Source organism: Streptomyces sp. NPDC002825 (genome assembly GCF_040295385.1).
Lineage (GTDB): Bacteria > Actinomycetota > Actinomycetes > Streptomycetales > Streptomycetaceae > Streptomyces.
Window position 1 is genome coordinate 93,035 of record NZ_JBEOVH010000022.1, and the last position, 23,710, is coordinate 116,744.

General features: G+C 74.3%; 21 protein-coding genes. 8 read left to right on the forward strand and 13 right to left on the reverse strand.

Going from position 1 to position 23,710, the window contains the following annotated elements; all coding sequences use genetic code 11:
* The first annotated feature begins 123 nt into the window (after positions 1-123).
* The 5 genes from ABT041_RS25720 (at position 124) to ABT041_RS25740 (ending at position 7,233) form a co-directional block, all read left to right on the forward strand.
* A complete protein-coding gene (locus tag ABT041_RS25720; RefSeq protein WP_351188234.1) occupies positions 124-1,524 on the forward strand; it encodes a hypothetical protein in 1,401 nt (466 codons plus the stop codon).
* Between the two features lie 118 nt (positions 1,525-1,642).
* Positions 1,643-3,097 carry an argininosuccinate synthase gene (argG, locus tag ABT041_RS25725; RefSeq protein WP_351188236.1) on the forward strand — a complete coding sequence of 485 codons (1,455 nt, stop codon included), beginning with the start codon at positions 1,643-1,645 and terminating at the stop codon, positions 3,095-3,097.
* 150 nt (positions 3,098-3,247) lie between these two features.
* A complete protein-coding gene (locus ABT041_RS25730; RefSeq protein ID WP_351188238.1) occupies positions 3,248-4,573 on the forward strand; it encodes a M48 family metallopeptidase in 1,326 nt (441 codons plus the stop codon).
* Positions 4,574-4,657: 84 nt separating this feature from the next.
* Complete coding sequence (locus ABT041_RS25735) at positions 4,658-5,494, forward strand: sigma factor-like helix-turn-helix DNA-binding protein (RefSeq protein WP_351188240.1); 837 nt, start codon at positions 4,658-4,660, stop codon at positions 5,492-5,494.
* A gap of 140 nt (positions 5,495-5,634) precedes the next feature.
* Complete coding sequence (locus tag ABT041_RS25740; protein WP_351188242.1) at positions 5,635-7,233, forward strand: ABC-F family ATP-binding cassette domain-containing protein; 1,599 nt, start codon at positions 5,635-5,637, stop codon at positions 7,231-7,233.
* Between the two features lie 7 nt (positions 7,234-7,240).
* Here the strand turns inward: ABT041_RS25740 and ABT041_RS25745 are convergent, their stop codons facing one another.
* From ABT041_RS25745 to ABT041_RS25770, 6 genes are all read right to left on the reverse strand, one after another.
* Positions 7,241-7,645, reverse strand: a complete 405-nt coding sequence (locus ABT041_RS25745; RefSeq protein ID WP_351188244.1) for a MerR family transcriptional regulator — start codon at positions 7,643-7,645, stop codon at positions 7,241-7,243.
* A gap of 307 nt (positions 7,646-7,952) precedes the next feature.
* Positions 7,953-8,972 (reverse strand): MDR family NADP-dependent oxidoreductase, encoded by a 1,020-nt coding sequence (locus ABT041_RS25750; protein WP_351188246.1) that lies wholly within the window; start codon positions 8,970-8,972, stop codon positions 7,953-7,955.
* A 219-nt stretch (positions 8,973-9,191) separates the two neighbouring features.
* Positions 9,192-10,355, reverse strand: coding sequence for a methyltransferase (locus ABT041_RS25755; RefSeq protein ID WP_351188248.1), 1,164 nt, complete (start codon positions 10,353-10,355; stop codon positions 9,192-9,194).
* 63 nt (positions 10,356-10,418) lie between these two features.
* Positions 10,419-10,994 (reverse strand): histidine phosphatase family protein, encoded by a 576-nt coding sequence (locus tag ABT041_RS25760; RefSeq protein ID WP_351188250.1) that lies wholly within the window; start codon positions 10,992-10,994, stop codon positions 10,419-10,421.
* A 68-nt stretch (positions 10,995-11,062) separates the two neighbouring features.
* Complete coding sequence (locus ABT041_RS25765; protein ID WP_351188252.1) at positions 11,063-11,524, reverse strand: GNAT family N-acetyltransferase; 462 nt, start codon at positions 11,522-11,524, stop codon at positions 11,063-11,065.
* A gap of 104 nt (positions 11,525-11,628) precedes the next feature.
* Positions 11,629-13,065 (reverse strand): aminotransferase-like domain-containing protein, encoded by a 1,437-nt coding sequence (locus ABT041_RS25770; protein ID WP_351188254.1) that lies wholly within the window; start codon positions 13,063-13,065, stop codon positions 11,629-11,631.
* Between ABT041_RS25770 and ABT041_RS25775 the strand changes: the two genes are divergently transcribed.
* Together ABT041_RS25775 and ABT041_RS25780 are read left to right on the forward strand one after the other, a co-directional pair.
* The gene (locus ABT041_RS25775) at positions 13,064-14,026 is read left to right on the forward strand and encodes a DMT family transporter (protein WP_351188256.1); all 963 of its coding nucleotides are present in this window, start codon (positions 13,064-13,066) and stop codon (positions 14,024-14,026) included. The genes ABT041_RS25770 and ABT041_RS25775 overlap by 2 nt on opposite strands.
* Before the next feature lie 91 nt (positions 14,027-14,117).
* On the forward strand, positions 14,118-14,321 hold the full coding sequence (locus tag ABT041_RS25780) for a DUF1918 domain-containing protein (RefSeq protein ID WP_351188258.1): 204 nt from the start codon (positions 14,118-14,120) through the stop codon (positions 14,319-14,321).
* A gap of 4 nt (positions 14,322-14,325) precedes the next feature.
* Here ABT041_RS25780 and ABT041_RS25785 read toward each other — a convergent pair whose 3' ends face one another.
* On the reverse strand, positions 14,326-15,597 hold the full coding sequence (locus tag ABT041_RS25785) for a glycoside hydrolase family 10-like protein (RefSeq protein ID WP_351188260.1): 1,272 nt from the start codon (positions 15,595-15,597) through the stop codon (positions 14,326-14,328).
* A gap of 172 nt (positions 15,598-15,769) precedes the next feature.
* Here ABT041_RS25785 and ABT041_RS25790 point away from each other — a divergent pair, with 172 nt between their 5' ends.
* The gene (locus ABT041_RS25790) at positions 15,770-16,630 is read left to right on the forward strand and encodes a 3-hydroxybutyryl-CoA dehydrogenase (protein WP_190160426.1); all 861 of its coding nucleotides are present in this window, start codon (positions 15,770-15,772) and stop codon (positions 16,628-16,630) included.
* A 131-nt stretch (positions 16,631-16,761) separates the two neighbouring features.
* Here ABT041_RS25790 and ABT041_RS25795 read toward each other — a convergent pair whose 3' ends face one another.
* The 6 genes from ABT041_RS25795 to ABT041_RS25820 all read right to left on the reverse strand — a co-directional run bounded on the left by ABT041_RS25795 (position 16,762) and on the right by ABT041_RS25820 (position 23,635).
* Positions 16,762-17,292 (reverse strand): NUDIX hydrolase, encoded by a 531-nt coding sequence (locus tag ABT041_RS25795; RefSeq protein WP_351188263.1) that lies wholly within the window; start codon positions 17,290-17,292, stop codon positions 16,762-16,764.
* Positions 17,293-17,354: 62 nt separating this feature from the next.
* Positions 17,355-18,695, reverse strand: a complete 1,341-nt coding sequence (locus tag ABT041_RS25800; RefSeq protein ID WP_351188265.1) for an NsdA family TPR-like regulatory protein — start codon at positions 18,693-18,695, stop codon at positions 17,355-17,357.
* A gap of 302 nt (positions 18,696-18,997) precedes the next feature.
* Positions 18,998-20,065: a PP2C family protein-serine/threonine phosphatase gene (locus ABT041_RS25805; protein ID WP_351188267.1), complete on the reverse strand. Its 1,068-nt coding sequence runs from the start codon at positions 20,063-20,065 to the stop codon at positions 18,998-19,000.
* Positions 20,066-20,183: 118 nt separating this feature from the next.
* The gene (locus ABT041_RS25810) at positions 20,184-20,696 is read right to left on the reverse strand and encodes a tetratricopeptide repeat protein (RefSeq protein WP_351188269.1); all 513 of its coding nucleotides are present in this window, start codon (positions 20,694-20,696) and stop codon (positions 20,184-20,186) included.
* A 28-nt stretch (positions 20,697-20,724) separates the two neighbouring features.
* Positions 20,725-21,858 (reverse strand): flavin-containing monooxygenase, encoded by a 1,134-nt coding sequence (locus ABT041_RS25815; RefSeq protein ID WP_351188271.1) that lies wholly within the window; start codon positions 21,856-21,858, stop codon positions 20,725-20,727.
* A 124-nt stretch (positions 21,859-21,982) separates the two neighbouring features.
* Positions 21,983-23,635 carry a LuxR C-terminal-related transcriptional regulator gene (locus ABT041_RS25820; protein ID WP_351188273.1) on the reverse strand — a complete coding sequence of 551 codons (1,653 nt, stop codon included), beginning with the start codon at positions 23,633-23,635 and terminating at the stop codon, positions 21,983-21,985.
* Positions 23,636-23,710 lie beyond the last annotated feature (75 nt).

The following is a 23,710-nucleotide window of genomic DNA, read 5'->3' on the forward strand; positions in this document are numbered from 1 at the left end:
GGGGGCGTGCCTGGGCGGAGGGCTGTGCCGGGTGGGGCGTGCCGGGCGGAGGGCCGTCCTGGGCCGCGCCGTCCAGACGTACGCTCCTGACGGACGTACGGGGAACGGTGGACGGGGGATCCCATGGCGGCGGCACATCACGCGGTGGACGGGCTCGCGAGCAACCCGGCGGCTCCGGCCGACGTCCTGCTGCGGCTTCTCGCACTGGACGGCGGCGACGAGTGGATCGCGCGGCGGCTGGCCTGGCGCACGTCGCTGCCCGACAGCGTCGCCGAGGCCATGCTCCACCACCCCGAGCGCAGGGTGCGGGCCCGGCTCGCCGAGAGCGGCGCGGCCGACCCCGAACTGCGCGCCCGGCTCCTCGACGGTGCCGCGTCGGACGCGATCCTGGTCGCCGTCGGCCCGACCCTCTACCGCACCCAGGTGCCACCCCTGCCCGATCGGGCGTACGAGCGGCTGCTGAACCACGAGCGCGGCACCGTCCGGCACGAGACCGTGGAATCGGCCAGCGTGCCGGCGCACGTCCTGGTGCCGCTCGCCGGTCATGAGGACCCGATGTTCCGGCTGGCCGCCTGCCGCCGGGTCTGGAGCGAGCTCACCGACGACACGCGCGCCGCACTCCTCGCGGACCCCGACCCGGCGGTGCGCACCGCCGCGTCCCTGCAGGTCATGCACGAGGACGAGGAGCGCACGGCCGAGCTCGTCGAGACGCTGGACCAGAGCTGGCGTCTCGGGGAGGTGATGGAGCGCGGCCGACTGGGGCGAGCCCTCGCCGGACGCCTGCTCGCCGAGGGGACGCGGCTCGCGCAGCTCGTACGGAACCCGACCTTTCCCGCCGATCTGGCGGCGGGGCTCGCCTCCCACGAGGACCCCGCGGTGCGGCTCGCCGTCTCCGCCCGCCCCGAGCTGTCGGAGGAGGAAAGGGCCGCGATCGACTGGGAGGTCGCCCCCGAGGACCGGCTCGACACCCTGCGGTGGGTGTGGGACGCGCGCGAGGACCCGGACGTCCTGCGCCGCTGCGCGAGGTCGGCGCACACCTGGCTGCGGCGGAGCGCCGCGGTGTGCAGGGGGCTGCCGGAGGACTGCGTGGAGCTGCTGGCGGGGGACGAGGACTTCGCCGTACGGCTGCTGCTGGCCGAGTACCACCCGCTGGCGCCGCCGGAGCTGCTGCTCGACCTGTACCTGAACGGCACCCACCGGGCCGTCGGCATGCTGGCGTCCCGGCCGCGGTTCCCGGCGGAGGGGCTCGCGGCGCGGTTCGCGGACGCGCCGGATCCGGAGGCCCGCGCGCTGGCCCTGCGTGATCCGGCGGCGACTCCCGCGCTCGTCGAGCGGCTGAGCCGGGATCCGGAGGCGCGGGTGCGGGAGAGGGCGGGCCTCGACCGGCGGCTTCCGGTGGCCCGGCTGGTGGAACTGTTGGACGATCCGGACGTGGGCGCGGCCGCGGCCTGCAACCCCGCGCTGCCGGTCACGGAGATGCGGGCGCTGCTCGACCGGGTGGGCGTTCCCGACCTGGGCGCCTGAGCGGGCGGGCCGGAGCGGCTCCGCAGGCAGGCCACCGGTCGCGACACCGGGGGAACCACTGGGAGCCTCGGACAGAGCAGCCTTTGCATGACCATGCGAGATGATGCATACTCTTCCCATGTCCAAGGTCCTCACCTCCCTGCCCGCCGGCGAGCGCGTCGGCATCGCCTTCTCCGGCGGCCTCGACACGTCCGTCGCCGTCGCATGGATGCGCGACAAGGGCGCCATCCCCTGCACCTACACCGCCGACATCGGCCAGTACGACGAGCCCGACATCGCCTCGGTGCCCGGCCGCGCGAAGACCTACGGTGCCGAGATCGCGCGCCTGGTCGACTGCCGCGCCGCGCTGGTCGAGGAAGGCCTGGCCGCGCTCACCTGCGGCGCGTTCCACATCCGTTCGGGCGGCCGTGCCTACTTCAACACCACCCCGCTCGGCCGCGCCGTCACCGGCACCCTCCTGGTGCGGGCGATGCTCGAGGACAACGTCCAGATCTGGGGCGACGGCTCGACCTTCAAGGGCAACGACATCGAGCGGTTCTACCGCTACGGCCTGCTCGCCAACCCGCACCTGCGGATCTACAAGCCCTGGCTGGACGCGGACTTCGTGACCGAGCTCGGCGGCCGCAAGGAGATGTCGGAGTGGCTCCTCGCCCACGACCTCCCCTACCGGGACAGCACCGAGAAGGCGTACTCCACCGACGCCAACATCTGGGGCGCCACCCACGAGGCCAAGACGCTCGAGCACCTGGACACGGGCGTCGAGACCGTCGACCCGATCATGGGCGTCAAGTTCTGGGACCCGTCGGTCGAGATCCCCACCGAGGACGTCACGATCGGCTTCGAGCAGGGCCGGCCCGTCTCGATCAACGGCAAGGAGTTCCACTCCGCCGTCGACCTGGTCATGGAGGCCAACGCCATCGGCGGCCGCCACGGCATGGGCATGTCCGACCAGATCGAGAACCGGATCATCGAGGCCAAGAGCCGCGGCATCTACGAGGCTCCGGGCATGGCGCTGCTGCACGCCGCGTACGAGCGCCTGGTCAACGCGATCCACAACGAGGACACCCTCGCCCAGTACCACAACGAGGGCCGCCGCCTCGGCCGGCTCATGTACGAGGGCCGGTGGCTGGACCCGCAGGCCCTCATGGTCCGCGAGTCGCTGCAGCGCTGGGTCGGCGCGGCCGTCACCGGCGAGGTCACGCTGCGGCTGCGGCGCGGCGAGGACTACTCGATCCTCGACACCACGGGCCCGGCGTTCAGCTACCACCCGGACAAGCTGTCCATGGAGCGCACCGAGGACTCGGCCTTCGGCCCGGTGGACCGGATCGGCCAGCTCACCATGCGCAACCTCGACATCGCCGACTCGCGCGCCAAGCTGGAGCAGTACGCCGGCCTCGGCCTGATCGGCACCGGCAGCCCCGCCATCGGTGCCGCCCAGGCGGCCGCGACCGGGCTGATCGGCACCATGCCGCAGATGCCCGAGGGCGGCGCCGAGGCCATCGCCTCCCGCGGCGAGGTCTCCGGCGAGGAGGAGATGCTGGACCGCGCCGCGATGGAGTTCGGCACGGACTGACGCACGGCACCCCAGCCACGGAAGGCCGGTTCGACACCTTTGTGTCGAACCGGCCTTTCCGCTGATCAGAGGGGTCGGCGGGGCCCGCTACTGTCTCCCCGAAACGAACGGGGCGGGCCGAGGGCGGAACGCCGGGGTGGGGAGTACGGAATGACGGAGACGGCGGACACGGTCCGGACGGCGGAGAGAACCTGCCCCGAGTGCGGGGCGCCCGTGGACGAAGGCGGGCGGTACGTCACCTGGTGCGCCGCGTGCGACTGGAACGTCGACCCCGAGACGCGGGACGAGGAGCCGCCGGGGCGGATCGACCGTATACGGCGGCGGCTCGCGCAGCGGTACGGGGAGCAGCTGCTCGCCGACCTCGCGGACCCGGACGACGGGGCCGCGCCCGGCGCGGCGGCGGACCGCCCCAGGCCGCGGACCCGGCTCGGGGTGGCCGGCGGGTTCGCCACGGCGATCGCGCTGGCGGTCCACGGCGTGACCGTCGCCCTGCTCGCCGGCGGCCTCTGGCTGCTCGTCCGAGGGCACGGCGGCCTGCCCGTGGTCGGGGGTCTTCTGATCGGCCTCGCCATCGTGCTCCGGCCCCGGTTCGGCCGCCTCCCGAAAGAGGAGGACCACCGGCCGGTCCTGCGGCGGGGCGACGCGCCCCGGCTCTTCGCCCTGCTCGACGAGGTCGCCGGGGCCGTCGGCACGACGGGCGTGCGGACCGTGGTGATCGACTGCGACGCCAACGCCTCGGTCAGCACGTACGGCATCCGCCAGCACCGCGTGCTCCGCATCGGCCTCGCCCTCTGGGAGACCCTGCCCCCGCAGGAGCGGATCGCCCTCCTCGGCCACGAGTTCGGACACTACGCCCACGGGGACACCCGCCACTCGCTGCTCGTCGGCGGCGCGTTCCAGTCGCTCGGCACCTGGCGCTACACCCTGGCCCCGCAGCCCGCGCACGGTCTGATGGAGCACTTCGTGAACCTGGTGACCGCCCTGCCCCGACTGCTCGTCGGGGGTGTCCTCGTCGTCCTGGAGCATCTGACCCTGCGCCAGTCGCAGCGCGCCGAGTACCTCGCCGACTCCACCGCGGCCCGGGCAGCGGGCGCGGAGGCCGCGGCCGGGCTGATGGACCGGCTCCTCGTCACCGGGAGCGTCGTCGGCGAGCTGCGCCGGGAGTGCGTGGCGGCCCGGACCCGGATCGGTGGCGCGGCGCGCCGCGACGATCCGTCCGAGGGCCTGTGGGAGCGTCTCGCCGCGCATGCCGCGTCGGTCCCCGAGCGCGAGTACGAGCGGCTGCGCCGGGTCGCCGAGCGGCGCGGTCACCAAGTGGACTCGACGCACCCGCCCACCCATCTGCGGCACCGGCGGCTGACGCGGGGCGCCCCGGGCGGGGCCCTGATCGTCCTGGACGCGGCGAGGGCCGCGGAGATCGACGCGGAGCTCGCCGAGGCGAAGCGGAGCGTGGCGCGGGAGCTCGTACGGGGCTGATCCCGGGCTTCGGGGTGGGCGCTGTCACATCCGCGGGGGTCCTCTCGTCAACGCGGTGACGGAACCGACGAGGAGTGAGGCGCCATGCACGACGACACGTTTCTGACCGCCCTGGCCGGGCGGTTCGACGCTCACGAGGAACAGTTGCGGGCCGTCGCCCTGCGGATCACGGGGTCGGGGGCGGACGCCGCGGAGGCGCTCGCGGCGGCTCGGGCGGGGCTCCGGCAGGACGACGGTGCGACGGTGCGCGCGTGGCTGACGGCGGCCGTGGGGCAGGCCGCCCTGCGAAGGCTTCAAAAGCGCGGGGGCGGTGGCGCCGGGAATTTCAGTGAGGTGCCCGAGGCGGGTGGGGCCGACTGCCTCGGCGAGATCGACTCCCTGTGGCTGGCGTTGCTGGTGATGCTGGAGAGGCTCGGGAGCGAGGAGCGGCTCGCCTATGTGCTGCACGACGCGTTCGGGCTGCCGGCGGACGAGACCGCGCGGATCGTCGGCGGGTCGCCCGAGGGGGCGGCGCGGCTGGCCCGGCGGGCGCGCGAGCGGATCCGGGGCGGCGGGGCGGCCCGCACCGAGGGCGAGCAAGGACGGCAGCGGGCGGTGGTGGACCGGTTCCTCGCGGCCGTACGCGCGCGTGATGTCCGCCGACTGGTGGCCGTGCTGGACCCCGACGTCGTCGCGTACTCCGAGGGCGGCCCGGTGCACGGGGTCGCCGCGGTCGCCGAGACGGCCGTCGCCTTCGCGCGCGGCGCGGACGTGTCCCGGCCGGCGCTGGTCGACGGGGCCGTCGGCGCGGTCGGGTTCGCCGCCGGCCGTCCGGTCTCGGCGCTCGCGGCGACCCTCCGGCGGGACCGGATCGTCGCCCTCTCGCTCACCAGCGGGGAGGACCGGGTGCGCGGTCTCGACCTGGCCTTTCCCGACTCCTGACGCGCGGCCGGGCGAAATTCCGGTGCGTCCGGAGGCCGACGCCGTTAGCCTCGATGGCATGTCTACGCCCCGAATCTCCTAGCTGAGGACCCGCACTCACGTCACCCGTGTGTCCTCAAGCTTGTTCGGAGCGTAATCCCATGATCACCGTTCGTGGTGCCGACGTGCGCGTCGGCGCCCGGCTCCTGCTGTCCGACGTCTCCTTCCACGTCGCCCCCGGCGACCGGATCGGCCTGGTCGGCCGCAACGGCGCCGGCAAGACCACCCTCCTCGACACCCTGGCCGGGCTGCGTGCCCCGGCCGCCGGCGGCATCACCCGCACCGGCTCCGTCGGCCATCTCGCGCAGGACTCGCGGGCCGCCGACCCCTCCGTGACCGTCACCGACCGGATCCTGTCCGCGCGCGGCCTCGACCGGGCGGTCCGGCGGCTCGCGGAGGCGGCCCGGCGGCTCGGCGAGGCGCCCGACGCCCGGGCGCTCGCCGCGTACGACGCGGCCGAGACCGCCTTCGAGGCGGGCGGCGGGTACGCGGCGGAGGCCGAGGCGGCCCGGGTCGCCGCCGGTCTCGGCCTGCCCGTCGAGCTCATGGACCGGCCCGTCGGCCGGCTGTCCGGCGGCCAGAAGCGCCGGGTCGAGCTGGCCCGGATCCTCTTCGCCGGTCACGGCCACGACGGCACGCTGCTGCTCGACGAGCCGACCAACCACCTGGACGCCGACTCGATCGGCTGGCTGCGCGGCCATCTCGCCGCCCACCGGGGCGGACTCGTCCTGATCAGCCACGACGTGCGGCTGCTCGCCGACACCGTGAACCGGGTCTTCCACCTCGATCCGCAGCGGGCCGCGCTGGACGTCCACAACACCGGCTGGGACGCGTACCTCGCCCAGCGGGACGCCGACGAGCGGCGCCGGGTGCGCGAGCGCGCCAACGCCGAACGGAAGGCGGCCGCCCTGCACGCGCAGGCGGACCGCATGAAGTCCCGCGTGGCGACGGCGACGACGGCCCGCAGCATGGCCCGCCGGGCCGACCGCATGCTCGCCGGGCTCGACCCGGCACGGCAGGCCGAGCGGGTCGCCCGCATCCGGCTGCCCGAGCCCGCCCCCTGCGGCCGGACACCGCTGGGGGCCGTGTCTCTCAGCAAGGCGTACGGGCAGGGGCCGGTGCTCGACGGGGTGGACCTGGCCGTCGACCGGGGCAGCCGCCTCGTCGTCCTCGGGCTCAACGGCGCCGGCAAGACGACCCTGCTGCGGCTCCTCGCCGGCCAGGAGGCGCCCGACGCGGGGCGGGTCGTGCACGGGCACGGGCTGCGGCTCGGCTACTTCGCCCAGGAGCACGAGACGCTCGATCCGGAGCGCACGGTCCGGGAGAACCTCGCGGCGGCCGCTCCCCACCTGACGGACGGTGAGGTACGGAGGGTGCTCGGCGCGTTCCTGTTCCGGGGCGACGACGCCGACAAGCCGGCCGGGGTGCTCTCCGGCGGCGAGAAGACGCGGCTGGCCCTGGCCGCCCTGGTCCACTCCGGTGCGAACGTGCTGCTCCTGGACGAGCCCACCAACAACCTGGATCCCGCCTCTCGCGACGAGGTCCTGGCCGCCGTGGGCACGTATCCGGGCGCGATCGTGATGGTCACGCACGACGAGGGCGCGATCGACGCGCTGCGCCCGGAGCGGGTCCTGCTGCTGCCTGACGCCGACGAGGACCTGTGGAACGCCGAGTACCGGGAGCTGGTCGCCCTGGCGTGAGCGCCCGTCAGCCGGTCGCGGTGGCGGGGGTGTCCGGGTGCGGCGGCGAGGCAGTACGGGCCGCCAGTTCGTCGCGCTGACGCGTGAGGCGGGCGATCTCCGTGTCGAGGGCCGCGAGCCGGCGGCTCACGACCGGGGACGCCCGCACGCAGACGCCCTCGGGGACCCGGCGGGAACGGATCGCGTCCACGTCGAGAAGCGAAAGACGGTCCACGCACGCGCGTACGTCCTCGATCGTCAGGCCGAGGGCGAGGAGTTCCCGCACGACGCGGACGCGTGCGACGTCCTCCGGGCCGTAGCGCCGCTGGCCGGTGGCGGTGCGGTCCGGGGGCGGGAGGAGGCCCCGCTGCTCGTAGAGGCGCAGGGCCCGGGGTGTGGTCCCCGCCGCTGCCGCCGCGTCGCCTATCCGCATGCCGTCCGCCCTTCGCTTCGTCGCGGGGACGGTCGCGACCGTGAACCGTGGCCATGGGTGCCGCCCTGACCGGGCCGGCCGCCGGGGCCGCGCCGGCCGCCGGGGCCCGCGCCGACTGCCGGGGCCAGCGCCGGCCGCCGGGGCCCGCGCCGACTGCCGGGGCCGCGCCGGTTGGTGGCCGCGGCCATCGCCGTGGCCACGACCAGGGCCAGTCGCCGCCACCGTCCGCGCCCCCGCCCCAGTCGCCGTCACCGTCCGCGCCCCCATCACCGCCCCGCTGCCGTCGCCGTCGCCGTCGCCGTCGCCGTCAGGGCAACTCGACCACGACCGCGCCGAGATGCCGTCCCTCCATCACCTCCCGCAACGCCTCGGCGGCCCGATCCATGCCCGACACCCTGACGTGCGGGAAGGTGATCTCCCCGGCACGCAGCCAGTCGCCGAACCTGCTGTGCCACTCGGCCTCCGCCTCCGGGTGGTCGAGCGGGCTGAAGCCACGCAGGGAGACGCGTTTGAGGACGAGCGGGTACGAATCGAGCTCCACGCGCGCGGTGGCGCCGGTCCCCTCCGGATCCAGCTGGCCGGACAGGGCGCCGACGAGGACGGCTCGCGCACCGGGGCGGGCAGCGGCGACCGCCGCGCTCAGCTGCTCGCCGCCGACCGTGTCGAGGAGGACGTCGATGCCCTCGGGCGCGGCTTCGGCGAGCTGCGCGGCGAAGGGTGCGTGGGCCCCGCGGACGACGGCGGCGTCGTAGCCGAGTTCGGTGACGAGCCGCTCGGCCTTGGCCGGGGAGCCGGTGGTGCCGATCACCCGGCCCGCGCCGAGGAGCCGGGCGATCTGCCCGGCCATCGTGCCGACCGCGCCGGCGCCGCCGGTGACCAGGACCGTGTCCCCCGCGCGCACCTCGGTGCCGCGGGTGAGGGCGGCATACGCGGTCCGGCCCTGGGAGAGGTGGGCGACGGGGTCGGGCAGGGTATCGCCGAGGGGCGTGCAGCCGGCCGCGGGCACGGTGGCGTACTCGCGCCAGCCCTGCCAGTGGGAGACGAGGTCTCCGGGGCGCAGGCCGCTGCCGTCCGGGGCGGAGACGACCTCGCCGACGGCCGCGCCGATGAGGGGGTCGCCGGGTTCGACGGGCGGGAACGGGGCCCCCTTGAGTCCGCCCCCGATCAGGGTCCGCAGTGCGGCGGAGACCGCGAACCAGCGGTTTCTGACGAGGACTTCGCCGGGGGCCGGGACGGGGAGGGCGGCGTGGACGAGTGCGAGGTGCTCGGGTGCCGGGAGGCCGCGCTCGGGTCGGGTGCGCAGCCGGATCTCGCGGTGGGTGGCCATGAGGGCGCTCCAGGAGGAGTTCGGTCGGGTCGGCGGGACCGTAAACCCTGACCCGCGGGTCAGGGTCAAGTCCGTGCCGGGCCGGGGAGATCCCTGAGGCCGGCCGCGGCCGGGCGTCCTAGCGTGGAGGCATGATCACCGATGCGCGGAACTCCTGCCCGAGCCCACTGCGAACCGTCGACGATCCGTTCGTCGTCCACCTTGGCGCGCCCGCCGGGGCTACGCCTTGCGTACGGCGCGCAGCACCACGAACTTCGAGTCGCTGGCCACGAGTTCGCTGTTGCCGAAGATGCGGCGGAGGGTGACGTGGTACCCGAGGTGCCGGTTGCCGATGACCCACAGCTCGCCGCCGGGACGCAGCGCGCGCCGCGCGTCCGAGAACATCCGGCGGGCGGTGCGGTCGGTGGTGGCCTGGTGGCTGTGGAACGGCGGGTTGTTGAGGACGAGGTCCATCGAGCCGGGGGCGAGCCCGGTGAGGCCGTCGCCGACGAGAAACTCGGCCTTGCGGTCCGGTCCCACATGGGCGCGGAAGTTCTCCTCCGCCGAGGCGACCGCCGGGTACGACTCGTCGGTGAAGACCAGTTCCGCCTCGGGTTCGTGGAGGGCGATGGCGAGGCCGACGACGCCGTTGCCGCAGCCGAGGTCGGCGACGCGGGCCCGGCCGAGGCCGCCGGGCAGGTTCGCGAGGAAGAAGCGGGTGCCGATGTCGAGGCGGTCGGCGCAGAAGACGCCGGCGTGGTTGGTGACGGTGAGCCCGGGGAGTCCGGGCGCGGGGGTGTCCGGAGGGAGGGCGTACCGGAGGGGCCACGGGCTCGGCCCGGGCGTGAGGGACGAATCGGGGGTGGTGTGGATCAGCCGGGCCTTCTTCACCGCGAGCGAGGTGCGGGTGGGGCCGAGGATCCGCTCGAAGAGCTTGAGCGTGGAGGTGTGGATGTCCTTGACCATGCCCGTGCCGACGATCACGGTGCCTTCGTGCACGGCGGGCGCGAGCCGGTGGAGCTGGTCCTCCAGGAGAGCGAGGCTCTTGGGGACGCGGACGAGGAGCACGTCGATCCGCTCGGGGGGCGGGTCCTGGGTGGTGAGGAGCCGGACGGCGTCCGGGGCGGCCCCGGCGCGCGCGAGGTTGGCCCGGGTGGCCTGACCGCCGAGGTACGAGTCGGTGATCTGGACGAGTTCGCGGGGTCCCGCGGCCTGGAGCGCGGTGACGAGGGCTCCCCAGCGGTCGCCGAGGACGGCGACGGTGCCGGAGAGGTCGGTCCCGGCCTCGGCGAGGTGCCCGAGGAGGTACTCGTCGGACGCGTCCCAGGCGCGGAGCTGGTCGCGCGGGTCCTCGGGGTAGCGGGTCAGCGTGAAGGCGCCCCATGACGTGCTCAAACGGTTCATCGTGGTCTCAGGCTAGCCGGTCGGGCGCCCGGTTCCCCACCTTCGGGCGCGGCCGGAGAGCCGTCAGCGCGGTGCGGTGGCGAGCTGGAGGTGCCAGAGGCCGGGCCGGCCGGTGAGGGTGATCGTGGAGAGGGGGCGGACGTCGACGTTCCAGTAGGTGGCGGGGGGTGCCTTGAGGGCGTACACGAGGGCGGCCCGTACGACGGAGGGTTCGGCGACGGCGACGATGGAGCCGTCCTCGGCGGGACGGGTGTCGAGCCAGTTGCCTATCCGGGTGATGAAGGCGAGGAGGGGTTCGCCGCCGTGCGGGGCGGTGCGGGCGTCGGTGAGCCAGGCGTCGACGGCGGCCGGTTCGAGGGCGGCGACCTCGGCGAGGGTGAGGCCCCGCCAGCGGCCCATGTCGCAGTCGCGGAGGGCGGGCTGGGCGAGCGGCGCGTAGCCGAGGGCGGTGCCGGTGGCGCGGCTGCGCGGGGTCGGGGAGCAGTAGCGCAGTTCGGCCGCGCCGAGCGGGATGAGCGCGGGCGCGGCCTGCTGCACCTCGTACCAGCCGGCCTCGTCGAGCGGCCGGTCGTCGTCGAAGCGTTCGGCGAGCAGGGAGGAGCTGCGTGCCGCCGTGACGAGCGTCACCCGAAGACTCATGGCCGCGATGGTGAGGCCGGTGGCTCCGCTGGTCAAGGGGTTGTCGGCGGGGCCGGAGGGGGGTGGGCTCACTGCTGTCCGAGTGCCATCCACTTGTCCGGATTCTGCAGTGGCGTGAAACCCACCTTCTCGTACACGCCGTGCGCGTCGGCGGTGGCGAGCATGACGCGGCGCAGGCCGTAGGGGGCGAGGTGGTCGCGGACGGCGGTGACGAGCGCGGTGCCGAGTCCGGTGCCGCGGGCCGGGCGGTCGACGTAGACGTCGCAGAGCCAGGCGAAGGTGGCGTAGTCGGTGACGACGCGCGCGTAGGCGCTCATCTCGCCGGTCTCCCGGTGGTAGGCGCCGAGGTTCAGCGAGCCCGCGATGGCGCTGTCCTGCTTCTCCCGAGGTCGGCCGAGCGCCCAGTAGGCGTCGGTGGAGAGCCAGTGGTGGACGCGGGCCGCGTCGATCCGGGCGGGGTCGGCTGAGATCTCGTACGCCCCGTGCATGACGGGGGTGTCGGGGGTGTCGGGGTTGATGCCGTCGCTCATGGGAGAAGGCTTCCAGGGGGCGCGGGGCTTGTCAGGCGAATTTGCCCCGGGCCATGGACGAGGGGGGCGGGCCGCGCCGGGTTCCGGTGCGGCCCGCCTCCGGGTCAGCCGGTGAGCTCGTCGACCGCCGTCCGCAGGCGGCGGACGCCCTCGGCGATCTCCGTGGGGCCCGCGACACCCGCGAAACTCAGCCGGATGTGGCCGGCCGGGGGTTCTGCGCAGAAGTACGGGCGGCCGGGGGCGGCGGCGACCCCGGCGCGCAGGGCGGCGGCCAGGAGGGAGGCCTCGGGGAGGGTGTCGGGGAGGCGCAGCCAGAGCTGGTATCCGCCGGAGGGGATGTGCGGGAGGGCGAGTTCGGGGAGGCGGAGGGCGAGGGCGCCGGTCATGACCTCGCGGCGGCTCTTGAGCTCCTGGGCGACCGCCCGGAGGTGGCGGGGCCAGGCCGGGGAGCCGACGAGTTCGAGCGCGGCCTCCTGGAGGGGCCGGGGGACGAAGAAGCTGTCGACGACCTGGATGGCGCGCAGTCGTTCCAGGACGGGCCCGCGGGCGGCGAGGGCGCCGACGCGGAGGCTCGCCGAGGTGATCTTGGTGAGCGAGCGGACGTGGACGACGACGCCGTCGGGGTCGTCGGCGACGAGCGGTGCGGGGAGCGGCGCCGCGTCCGCGTGGACGAGGCGGCGGGCGAAGTCGTCCTCGACGACGAAGGCCCCGGCGGCGCGGGCGATGCGCACGACCTCGCGCCGGCGCTCGGGGCTCAATGTGGTCCCCATCGGGTTCTGGAAGAGCGGCTGGCAGACGAAGACGCGGGCGCCGGTGGCCCGGAAGGCGGCTTCGAGGAGTTCGGGGCGGACCCCGTCGACGTCGGCGGGCACGGGGACGGGGCGGAGTCCGGCGGCGCGGGCGACGGCGAGCATGCCGGGGTAGGTGGGCGACTCGACGAGGACGGGGGTGCCGGGTGAGGCGAGGGCGCGCAGAGCGGTGGCGATCGCGGACTGGCCGCCGGCGGTGACGAGCACGTCGGCGGCGGTGATGCTGCCGCCGATCTCGCGGGCGAACCATTCGCGCAGTTCGGGCAGGCCGTCGGTGGGCGGTCTGCCCCAGGCTCCGGGGCGGCGACCGGCCCGGGCGAGGGCGGCGGCCAGGGCACTCTCGGGCTGGAGCGAGGGGTGGAGGTAGCCGCCGTTGAACTCGATCACGCCGGGCGGGGGTGCGGAGAGGGTGACGAGGACCCCGGAGGCGTCGACGGCCCGGGGGACGAGGTCGGTGGCGGTGTCGGCACTGAGGGCGACCTCCTGCCAGGAGGTGTCCCCGGCGACCGGGGTGGCGGTGCGCGGTGCGGCGCGGAAGGCACCGGCGCCGGGGCGGGTGACGACGAGACCTTCGGCGGCGAGCTGGGCGAGGGCCCGGGTGACGGTGACCGGGGAGACGTGGAAGCGCTCGACGAGCGCCCGGCTCGATGGCAGTTTCCCACCGGGAGAGTAGCGGTCGAGTTCCGCTCTCAGGGATTTCGCCAGTTCCGCGACACTGCTACGCTCATGCATGAGAACACAGGATAGCGCTACTGCCCTGACCGCGATAGCGGTCACGACCACCGGATCCCCCAGGACCGGGTCCACCGGCACCACGGCCCCGGCCGCCTCCACCCCCCGGACCAGCGGCACCCTGCTCGCCGGGCTCGGCGTGATCTCCTTCTCCCTCACCTTCCCCTCGACCGTCTGGGGCCTGGAGAGCTTCGGCCCCTGGTCGCTGGTGGCCGTGCGCTCCACCCTCGCCGCGCTCATCGCCGGCGCCTTCCTCCTCGCCGGCCGGGTGCCGCTGCCCGAGCGCCGCCACTGGGCGGGCCTCGCGGTGGTCGCCTGCGGTGTCGTCATCGGCTTCCCGCTCCTGACCACGCTGGCCCTGCAGACCTCCACCACCTCGCACGCCGCCGTGGTCGTGGGCCTCCTGCCGCTCACCACGGCGAGCCTCGCCGCCGTGCGGACCGGCCGCCGGCCCTCCCGTACCTTCTGGATCGCGGCCGTCTCCGGCGCCCTGGTGGCGCTGGGCTTCACGCTCAAGGAGAGCGGCGGCACCTTCTCCACGGGCGATCTGTACCTGTTCGGCGCGCTGCTCGTGTGCGCGGCCGGTTACACCGAGGGCGGCCGGCTCGCCGCGCTCATGCCGGGCTGGCAGGTCATCGGCTGGGCCCTGGTCCTCTGCCTGCCGCTGATGGTGGCCGCCTCGGCCGTGACGCTGTCGATCGAGCCGGTCCACCTGAACGCGCACGGCGTCATCGGCCTCGCCTGGGTCGCCGCCGGCTCCACCTTCTTCGGCCTGTACGTCTGGTACCGCGGCATGGCCGCGATCGGCATCCCCAAGGCCAGCCAGCTCCAGCTCGCCCAGCCGCTCCTCACCCTCTTCTGGTCGGTCTTCCTCCTCGACGAGACCCTGCCGCTCGCCGCCCCGGTCGCAGCGGTGGCGGTCCTGGTCTGCATCGCGGTCACTCAGCGGGCGAAGAGCTGACGCGACGAATCCGGGCGAAGCGGGTCACAATGACAGAGAGACCCTGCGCAGTACAGGACAGGACAAGCCCGGTCGCGAGGAGGTCAGCCCGATGCAGGCGAGCAAGGGCGACAAGCTGCTGGTACACGGCCGGACCGTCGGTCATCACGACCGCACGGCCGAGGTCCTTCAGGTATTGGGGGAGAACGGCGCTCCCCCGTACCGCGTGAAGTTCGACGACGATGGTCACGAGGCCCTGGTGTCGCCTGGCCCCGACTCCGTCGTACGCCATCGCCCGGAGCCGGGGACGGGCTGAGTCCCTACTTCGGAGGACGGACCCCGGTCGGGTAGTGATCGGCCACCACGGTGGTCATCGCCCCGATCGGGTCCGCCGCGACCTCCTTCGCGGAGAAGAAGCAGTGACCGCCGACGGAGGGGTACGTGTGCGCCAGGGCCAGATGGCGTGAGAGCTCCCGCGGGTCCTGCCAGGCCGCGGGCTGGGCGGGATCGCCCGCCTTGTAGAGCGCCTCGCCGATGTAGAGGCCGACGCCCGTGTCCCGGACCACCGTGTCCCACCAGGGCAGCAGCTTGGCGTAGTCGGCCGCGGGCAGCCCGATGTTCCAGTACAGCTGCGGGATCACGTAGTCGATCCAGCCTTCCCGGATCCACTTCCGGGTGTCGGCGTACAGGTCGTCGTACGTCTGGACCCCGGCGCGGGTGTCCGAGCCCGCCGGGTCGGTGGCGATGTTCCGCCAGACCCCGAAGGGGCTGATCCCGAAGGCCGTGTGCTTCCTGGTCTCCTTGATCCGGACGGCCATCTCGGAGACCAGCAGATCGGTGTTGTTCCGCCGCCAGGACGCCTTGTCGGGGAAGTCCCCGCCGTACCGCGCGTACGCCTCGTCGTCGGCGAAGACCTGCCCGGCCACCGGGTACGGATAGAAGTAGTCGTCCCAGTGCACGGCGTCGATGTCGTAGCGGCGCAGCGCGTCCAGCATCGCGTCCTGGACGAAGCTCCGGACCTCGGGCAGCCCCGGGTTGTAGTAGAGCTTCCCGCCGTGGGGCAGCACCCAGTCCGGGTGGAGCCGGGCCGGATGGTCCGCGACGAGCCGGCTCGGGTCCGTGTGATTCGCCACGCGGTACGGGTTGAACCAGGCGTGCAGTTCGAGCCCCCGCGCATGGGCCTCGTCGACGGCCGTCCCCAGCGGGTCCCAGCCGGGATCCCGGCCCTGCGTCCCTGTCAGGTACTGCGCCCAGGGCTCGTACGGCGAGGGCCACAGCGCGTCGGCGGTGGGCCGGACCTGGAGGACCACCGTGTTGAGCCGGCGCTCGACCGCGGTGTCCAGGTGGCGGAGGAGTTCGGCGCGCTGCCGTTCGGCGGGCAGGCCGGCCCGGGAGGGCCAGTCTCGGTTGGCGACCGTGGCCAGCCACATGCCGCGGAACTCCCGCCCGCGGTGCGGCTTCCCGCGTCCGGACCGCGGCTTCTCCCGTAACGACTGCTCGGCGTCGGCCGCCGACGCCACTGTCGTTCCCGTCACGGCGAGCGCCGCTCCGGTGGCGCCGGCGACGAACCCTCTTCTGCCGATAGGCCGCACTTGTACCCCTCCTCTGTCGGATACGTCACACGCACCCGGACAGCATGCCCGCCCCGGACGATCGATCATCGGTTAATGAGCGGTAACGTCGTGGGGGTAGAGGCGGACGCACCCGGAATCACACGGGCCCCCGCCGCCGGAGAAGAGCGAAAGGCACGAGGTGACGGACTCCATGGCCGACATTGAGCGCGTCGGAGTGGTGGGCTGCGGCCAGATGGGCGCGGGCATCGCAGAGGTGTGTGCCCGGAGCGGGCTCGAGGTGAAGGTCGCCGAGACCACCGGCGAGGCGCTGGAGATCGGCCGCACGCGGCTCTACAACTCGCTGAACAAGGCCGCCGAACGCGGCAAGATCAGCGAGGAGGAGCGGGACGCGACGCTCGCCCGTCTCAGCTTCACCACCGACCTGGGCGAGTTCGCCGACCGCGACCTCGTCATCGAGGCGGTCGTCGAGAACGAGCAGGTCAAGACCGAGATCTTCCAGGTCCTCGACCAGGTGATCACCCGGCCGGACGCGATCCTGGCCTCGAACACCTCCTCCATCCCGCTGGTCAAGCTGGCCGTGGCGACCTCCCGCCCCGACCAGGTCATCGGCATCCACTTCTTCAACCCGGCCCCGGTGCAGAAGCTCGTCGAGCTGATCCCGGCGCTCACCACCTCCGAGGGCACGATCAGCCGGGCCCAGGCCTTCGCGGAGAAGGTGCTCGGCAAGCACGCGATCCGCGCCCAGGACCGCTCCGGCTTCGTGGTCAACGCGCTGCTCGTGCCGTACCTGCTCTCGGCGATCCGGATGTTCGAGTCGGGCATCGCGAGCCGCGAGGACATCGACAACGGCATGGAGTTCGGCTGCGCCCACCCGATGGGCCCGCTGAAGCTCTCCGACCTGATCGGCCTGGACACGATCGCGTCGATCGCCGACTCGATGTACTCCGAGTTCAAGGAGCCCCTGTACGCCGCTCCCCCGCTGCTCCAGCGCATGGTGGACGCGGGCCGGCTCGGCCGGAAGACGGGCTCGGGCTTCTACCCGTACTCCTGAGCCGTACTCCTGCCCAGGAGTCCGCACCAAGACCCGGAGTGCGGCGTCCGACCCCTGACGCCGCCACTCCGGCCGGACGGCCCGCACCACCGCACAGGTACGGGCCGTCCGGCACTTCGCTCCCCCGCGTCTCAGCCGAAGCGCAGATGGTGGAGCATCAGCAGTCCGGCGGCCATGTTGGCGGCCGGGATCTCGCCCCGGGCGATCATGTCGGGGATCTGTTTCAGCGGGACCCAGGCCCGCCGTGAGGACTCGAACGCGTCCTCGGGCGGTCCCGTGTACGTGGCCTGCTCCGCCCAGTAGAGGTGGTGGCGGGCGTCCGTCAGGCCGTTCGAGGGCTCGACGGTGAGGAGATGGCGCAGCGGCCCCGGCCGCCAGCCGGTCTCCTCCTCCATCTCACGGGCGGCGGCGGTTTCGAGGTCCTCTCCGTCCTCGACGACGCCGGCGGCCAGCTCCCAGCCCCAGCTGTCGGTGATGAAGCGGTGGCGCCAGAGCATCAGGACTTCGTCGGCGTCGTTGACGGCCGTCGCGACGGCGACCGGGCGGAGCCGGATCAGATAGTGGTCGAGGTGGCGGCCGTCCGGGAGTTCGACGTCCGCGAGGTTCACTCGGAACCAGCGATTCTCATAGACGGAGCGTTCGCTCAGTTTCGTCCACTGCACGTTCTTGCCACCTTCCGATCGGTCGGTGCTTGTTTGGTGGCAATATCGCAGCAGTTTGCGACTCATAGGGGAACGCGCAGTGCCCCTTCGATGAGAGCGGCCGCCTCCCGGGCGTCCCCGCCGCCGCTCGCGAGGAGATGCTCCCGCACCTGAGTGAGCCGGTCCCGCAGCCGCCGCGACTCCATCCCCCGCGCCCGCTCCGTCATCTCCACCGCCGTGCGCGCCGCCCCGTCCGCCTCCCCCTGCCGCAGTTCGATCTGGCACAGCATGGCGAGCCGGTGCACCCGCCCCCGGTCGTGCGAGGGCGTCCCGACCGCCGCCGACGCGTGCTCATGGGCCGCGTCGAGTTCACCCAGACCGAGGAGGGCCTCCGCCACCTGCACATTGACGAACCCCGGCTGGACGTAGCCGGTCTCGACCGGCTCCTCCCCCGGGCTGATCCGCTCCGCGGCCGACTCGGCCCGCCGGATGCAGGCCAACGCGGCCGTCCCGTCGCCCAGATGCGCGTACGCCTTCGCCTGCATCGCCGTCAGATCGGCGGCGAGCGCCGGGGTGATCTGCGGCCCCGCCGCCCGCAGCGCCGCCTCCGCGAACGCCACCGCCTGCCGGTACTCCCCCATGAACAGCGACTGGTTGACGAGGAGTGCGATCACGTACGCGCCCAGCCCCCGGTCCCCGCTCGCCTTCGCGAGCCGCAGCGCCTGGTGGAAGTAGCGCTGGGCCAGGCCGTGCGCGTCCGCGTCGTACGCGCAGATCCCGGCCACCGCCACCAGCCCGCCGGCGGCCCGGTGCAGCCGGCGGCCGAGCGCGTCGCTGTACGCGCCCCGGAGCAGCGGCGCGGTCTCGGTGTTGAGGAAGCCGACGATCCGGGCCCGGGTCGCGATGCCGCCGGTCCTGCGGTACATCTGCTCGTAGTGCGAGCGGGCGGCGGTCAGGACGGTGATGTCGGCCGCCGAGACCGTGGTCCGTCCCGTACGGGAGACGTCCACGTCCTCCGGCGGGTTCTCCCACTCCCACACCGGCATCACCGCCGGAGTGCCGGTCACGGCCGGGGCGGCGACGATGTGCGGCCGCTGCTGCTCGTCGGAGCGCCACAGCGCCGCCGCCCGCTCCACGAAGCCGGAGAGCGGCGAACCGGCCGCCGGCGGCGGGCCGCCCGGCACCCCGAGGCCGATGTCGTCCAGGGTCACCTGCCGGCGCAGCCGGGCGGCGAGCACCTCGCAGATCAGGTCCGGCACCTGGCCGCGCGGCCGCTGGCCCTTCAACCAGCGGGCCACGGCGGTGTGTTCGTACCGCAGGGCGAGGCCCCTGGCCCGGCCCGCCCTGTTCACATGGGCGGCCAGGCCGGCGTTCGACACACCCGCTTCGTCGAGCAGGGCGTCGAGCAGGGTGTTGGGCTGCATGACCGCTCCGGTCGCTCGCATCGCCGCTCCGCTCACTCGTGTGGCCGCTCCGCTCGCTGGGGGAACTCAGCGTAGCGGCGGCCGATTTCGCACGGGGTGTGAACGAAGTACCCGTTCTCCCGGTCCGCGTACTCTGCCACGCTCGTCCCGGCCCCGGTTGACTGTGCTTCTCGCCGCAAGGCGACGACCGGGCCGCCGGCTCCCCCTCGTACAGTGCGGCCGCCCGGTCCGCGTCGCCCGCCCCGCTGATCTGCCCGACACTCCGTGGCGGGGCGGGCGGCGCCCGTCCCGGTCCCCTCCGCTCAACAGTGGGAGGAGGGGGCGGGCCGGGGACGGCGCAGCCCGGGTTCGGCGGGCTGCGCCGGCACCCGGACACGGTCGTTGCGTACGACGAGGAGCGCGATGTCGTCCGCGAGCCGGCCGCCCGTGTGGTCCAGCAGCGCCGCGTGGACCCGGTGGACCAGGGCGGCGGGCGCCTCGCCGGGCAGACCGGCGAGCGCGGCGTCGAGCGCGAAGAACCGGCCCCGGTGGTCACGGGCCTCCTCCGCGCCGTCGGTGTGCAGGACCAGCGTCTCGCCGGGCAGCAGCCGGGCCGCCGTGTACGGCGCGATCCCGGCGGGCAGCGGCAGCACCCCGAGCGGGGGCAGCGGGTCCCCGACCGGGAGCCGCTCCACGCGGTGTCCGAGGCGGTACGGGCCGGGGTGACCGCAGTTGAGGACGGCGAGGCGGCCGTCGGACCGGACCTCCACGAGCAGCAGGGTGACGAACTCCTCCGCCGCCGGATGCTCGGGCTCCGCCCCGGCCCGCGCCGGGTGCTCGTCCCGCGCCCGCTCCCGCAGATGGCGTTCCAGGGCGCGCTCCAACCTCCGGAGCACACCGCCGAGTTCGGGCTCGTCGTGGGCGGCCTCGCGGAAGCTGCCGAGCACCGCGACGACCGCGCCGAGCGCGGCGAGACCGTGGCCCCGGACGTCCCCGATGACGATCCGTACCCCGTAGGGGGTGGCCACCGCCTCGTACAGGTCCCCGCCGACGGAGGCGCCCCGGGAGGCCGACAGCTGCCCGGCGGCCAGCGCGAGACCGTCGAGCCGGGCCGGCGGCGGGCGCAGCAGGACCCGCTGGGTGGCGGCCGCGACGGCCCGGGCCCGCGCCAGTTCCTGTACGAGGCCGTGGCGGATGCCGAGGACCAGGCCGATGCCGACGGTGAGGAAGACGACGCTGGTGGCGATCCGCATGGGCAGCCCCGGCTGCCGGGCCAGCGGACAGCCGAACTTCCACGCCACGGCCACGGCGCCCCAGGCGACGGGAAGAACGAGCGAGGCCGGCCGGCGGAGCCGGGAGCCCTCGGCGAGCAACGACCTGGTACGGATCATGCACGGCCCTTCCCGAGCCCCGACAGCGCCCGAAGGCCCTGCGGCACACAGGTCCGCCCCTGCGGCCGCGTCGATTCTGCCGACGGGGCCGGTCACGGGGGAACATCCGCCAGACATCTCACCCGAAGGAGTGAGCGCCACGCCCACGCCGCCCCTCGCCACGGTCGCGCCATCCGCACGGACGTGGGAGTCCCGTACGCAGAGGCGGGAATCGGCCGGCCGCGGCCATCGCGTACGGCTGTGCGGCCGGTCGGGCCGGCGGGCCGGCCGCGATGCCCATGACCCGTGCGTAGAGCCGCTCGGCGCCGGTCAGGTCGCCGCGCCGTTGCCGGACCGCGCCCAGCGCGTTCAGCGGCGCAGCGAGGCGCGGATCGTCGGGCCCGTACGCGCGCTCGTACAGGTGCAGCGCGAATCGCAGGGTCTCCTCCGCCTCCGAGGGCCGGCCCAGCGCTTCGAGCAGGATGCCCAGCGCGGCTGCCGCCTCGGCCGCCTCGGCAGAAGCGGGGCCGGCCGCGCTGCGGGCGAGCCGGAAGGCCGCGCGCAGCTCGCGCTCGGCCTCGGCGTACCGGCCCTCGGCCCCGTACCGCCGTGCCCGGGCCAGGTGCCGGCGCACCCGGCACCGCCGTGTCATCGTGTCCACGATGCCCGCCCCGCCAGGGCTACGCGGGGACCTTCGCTGAGGCCGGCCGGTCCACGGCGCCGTCCGCGAGGTGCTTCACCAGGTGGTTCACGACGTGCTCCGCGTCCCGGCCCGCGCCGCCGACGAGCATCGACGCGAAGGCGTACTGGAAGGCCAGGCCGACGAAGTACAGCCCGGGCGACGAGGTCACCACACCGCGCCGCTCCAGCGGCCAGCCGTCCTCACCGGTGACCGGGAGGTCGATCCAGGAGAAGTCCTGCCGGAATCCGGTGCACCAGACGACGTTCGCGACGTCGAGGACCCGGCCGCCGTCGAGGACCGGGAGGCCGTCGCGCGCGGCGACGGTCCGCTCCGAAGCCGTCTCGACGCCGACGCGGGCGAGATCGGCCCGCTTGACGCGGATCAGCGGCCCGCCGTGGGCCCTGACGTCGGGCCGGATCCGGCGGCCGAGGGGCGTCCGCAGGGTGAGCACGTGCCGCGCCACGAACCACAGCACGGGGTAGACCGCGTGCGCCGGGCGGCCCTCGATGTCGAAGGGGATCTCGCCGTGGATCGTGCCGCTGAGCACGGTCGGGTGGCCGGCCGCGCCCACCTCGTAGGCGATGTCCCCGCCGGAGTGCGAGGCGCCGACCACCAGCACGCCGCCGGGCCGCAGCTGGTCCGGGTTCTTGTACGCGCTGGAGTGCAGCTGGGTGAGGCGCGGGTCGAGCGCGCCGGCGAATCCGGGGACGTACGGGGTCCGGCCGAACGTCCCCGAGGCGATCACGACGTGGTCGCACACATAGGTCGACGTGCCGGTCTCCACGACGTACTTCCCGTCCTCCCGGCCCACCCGGGTGACGCGCGTACCGGTGCGGACGGGCAGGCCGAAGGTCTCGGCGTACGTCTCCAGGAAGTCGGCCATCTCGTCCTTGGTGGGAAAGGACATCGGCGGCGCCGGAAAGCGCATGCCGGGCAGCGAGGCCACCCGCGCCGGGGTGAACAGCCGCAGCGAGTCCCAGTGGCACCGCCAGTTGTCGCCGACCCTGGCCATGCCGTCCAGGATCACGAACGGCCGGCCGCGCCGGGAGAGGTGGTACCCGGTGGCGAGACCCGCCTGACCGGCTCCGACGACGACCGTCTCGATGTGTTCCGTCCTGTCGGTGGGGTTCATCGCCGGCCTCCTCGTTCGGTCCCGGGACCGACGCCGGGTGTCGGTCCCGAGTTCCACGCTAGGCGGCCGACAGGAGTGCGTGCTTCGGGAGAACGCCCCAATCCCGCGGCGCGACGGCGGTGGGTCATTCTGCCCATCGCCGTTCGACCAGGTCGTGCTCGTAGGCGTACGCCGTGGCCGCGGACCGGGAGGAGAGGCCTAGCTTGCCGAAGATGTTGCTCAGGTGCCGGGCCACCGTCTTCTCGCTGAGCACCAGCTCGGCTGCTATCGCGTGGTTGGTCCTGCCGGTGGCGACGAGCCGCAGGACCTCGATCTCCCGGGGGCTGAGCCCGGCGTCGTCCCGTGGCCGCCCGCGGGTGAGCCCGTCGAGCCGGGCCAGGTCGGGGGCCGCGCCGAGCCGCCGGAGGACCTGGCGCGCCGCGTCCAGCTCCAGCTGCGCCGTACCCGAGTCCCCCAGCCGTTCCCGGGCGAGGCCGAGCAGCACGAGGGAACGCGCCCGGTCGTAGGGGGCTTCGAGTTCGCCCCAGGTCCGGCAGGCGTCGAGCAGCGCGTCGACCGCCGCCGCGGCGTCGCCCTCGGCCAGGAGCACCGCCCCGCGCGCATGGGCGGCGACGGCGCGCAGCAGCGGCGCGCCGATGGCGTCGGCGGTCCGCGACAGCTCGTCCGCGGCGGCCCGGGCCGCGGCCGCGTCGTCGGCGGCCAGCATGATCTCCACGTACGCGGCCAGCACCCTAGCCCGGCGCAGCCGGTCGGGCCGCTCGTCCGCCGCGCCCCGGATCGCCGCGGCCGCGTCGTCGACCCGGCCCTGCGCCAGCCACAGCAGTGCCAGGCCCGGCTGCGCCGGGTTCCCGTACTCGCCGGCCCTGCGGTAGCCCTCCTCCGCCGTACCGAGGGCGCCGCGCACCCGGTGCAGCTCGGCCTGCTGGTAGAGGGCCATGCCGAGCACGGGCCGATTCAGCGGTTCGGAGAGCCGTTCGCACGCCCGCCGTGCCTCGTCCAGCGCGTCGGGCCACGCGCCGCGTGTCTGCAGGACCTGGGAGCGGTGGACCAGGCACTGGCCCCGGTAGGGCACGAGATCCGGCTGGGAGGCACACCAGTCGGACAGCGCCGCCGTCCACTCCTGCGCGCGGCGCAGATCGAAGAGCTCCTGGCAGGCCTCGATGACGCTGCAGTAGATGATTCCCGTGACGAGCGGGGACAGCTCGCCGGACGTGACCGCGATCATGATCTCGTCGAGCAGGTCCACCCCGGCGGCGGCCTCGCCTCCGGCGATCAGCGCCCGGCCCTGCCCGTGCCGGGCCAGGGCCACGAGGTCCGGATCCCCGAAGCGTTCGCCGATCGCGGCGGCCTCGGTGAAGAGTGCGTACGCCGATGCGTGGTCGCGCTTGTAGACGAGCCGGATTGCCTGCGGGACCAGCAGATAGCCCCGTTCCACGCAGTCGAGCCGGCCCTCGTCGAGGAGCCGATGGGCCCGGGCGAGCCAGCCGCCGCCCCGGGCCGTCTCGCCCCGCAGGAGCAGGGGCAGGGCCAGCCAGAAGGCACACCGCACCGCGCGCGCCGTCTCGCCGAGGCTCAGGTACGCCTGATGGGCACGCTCGGTCGCGGCCCCGCACTCCGTGTCGTGTCCGGTCAGGTAGGCGGCGGTGGCCAGGCGCACGAGGTCGTCGGGGCCGAGCGGCTGCTCGCCGTCGGCGTCCGAGAATCCGGTGTAGGCGTCCGACCATGCCTGGCGGGCGAAGGCTTCCCGGGCCCTTTCGAGTTCCGCAGCCACGTCCATGACGCCTCCCACGACCATTCCACCTCACGGCCGCGGGCTTGTCAGGCGGGCGGGAAGCCGGTGCGGGAAACGGCG

Coding starts and splice junctions, on each gene's coding strand:
- ABT041_RS25720 (WP_351188234.1), top strand. CDS start 124: ATGGCGGCGGCACATCACGCGGTGGACGGGCTCGCGAGCAACCCGGCG.
- argG (WP_351188236.1), top strand. CDS start 1,643: ATGTCCAAGGTCCTCACCTCCCTGCCCGCCGGCGAGCGCGTCGGCATC.
- ABT041_RS25730 (WP_351188238.1), top strand. CDS start 3,248: ATGACGGAGACGGCGGACACGGTCCGGACGGCGGAGAGAACCTGCCCC.
- ABT041_RS25735 (WP_351188240.1), top strand. CDS start 4,658: ATGCACGACGACACGTTTCTGACCGCCCTGGCCGGGCGGTTCGACGCT.
- ABT041_RS25740 (WP_351188242.1), top strand. CDS start 5,635: ATGATCACCGTTCGTGGTGCCGACGTGCGCGTCGGCGCCCGGCTCCTG.
- ABT041_RS25745 (WP_351188244.1), bottom strand. CDS start 7,645: ATGCGGATAGGCGACGCGGCGGCAGCGGCGGGGACCACACCCCGGGCC.
- ABT041_RS25750 (WP_351188246.1), bottom strand. CDS start 8,972: ATGGCCACCCACCGCGAGATCCGGCTGCGCACCCGACCCGAGCGCGGC.
- ABT041_RS25755 (WP_351188248.1), bottom strand. CDS start 10,355: ATGAACCGTTTGAGCACGTCATGGGGCGCCTTCACGCTGACCCGCTAC.
- ABT041_RS25760 (WP_351188250.1), bottom strand. CDS start 10,994: ATGAGTCTTCGGGTGACGCTCGTCACGGCGGCACGCAGCTCCTCCCTG.
- ABT041_RS25765 (WP_351188252.1), bottom strand. CDS start 11,524: ATGAGCGACGGCATCAACCCCGACACCCCCGACACCCCCGTCATGCAC.
- ABT041_RS25775 (WP_351188256.1), top strand. CDS start 13,064: ATGAGAACACAGGATAGCGCTACTGCCCTGACCGCGATAGCGGTCACG.
- ABT041_RS25770 (WP_351188254.1), bottom strand. CDS start 13,065: ATGCATGAGCGTAGCAGTGTCGCGGAACTGGCGAAATCCCTGAGAGCG.
- ABT041_RS25780 (WP_351188258.1), top strand. CDS start 14,118: ATGCAGGCGAGCAAGGGCGACAAGCTGCTGGTACACGGCCGGACCGTC.
- ABT041_RS25790 (WP_190160426.1), top strand. CDS start 15,770: ATGGCCGACATTGAGCGCGTCGGAGTGGTGGGCTGCGGCCAGATGGGC.
- ABT041_RS25800 (WP_351188265.1), bottom strand. CDS start 18,695: ATGCAGCCCAACACCCTGCTCGACGCCCTGCTCGACGAAGCGGGTGTG.
- ABT041_RS25805 (WP_351188267.1), bottom strand. CDS start 20,065: ATGATCCGTACCAGGTCGTTGCTCGCCGAGGGCTCCCGGCTCCGCCGG.
- ABT041_RS25810 (WP_351188269.1), bottom strand. CDS start 20,696: ATGACACGGCGGTGCCGGGTGCGCCGGCACCTGGCCCGGGCACGGCGG.
- ABT041_RS25815 (WP_351188271.1), bottom strand. CDS start 21,858: ATGAACCCCACCGACAGGACGGAACACATCGAGACGGTCGTCGTCGGA.
- ABT041_RS25820 (WP_351188273.1), bottom strand. CDS start 23,635: ATGGACGTGGCTGCGGAACTCGAAAGGGCCCGGGAAGCCTTCGCCCGC.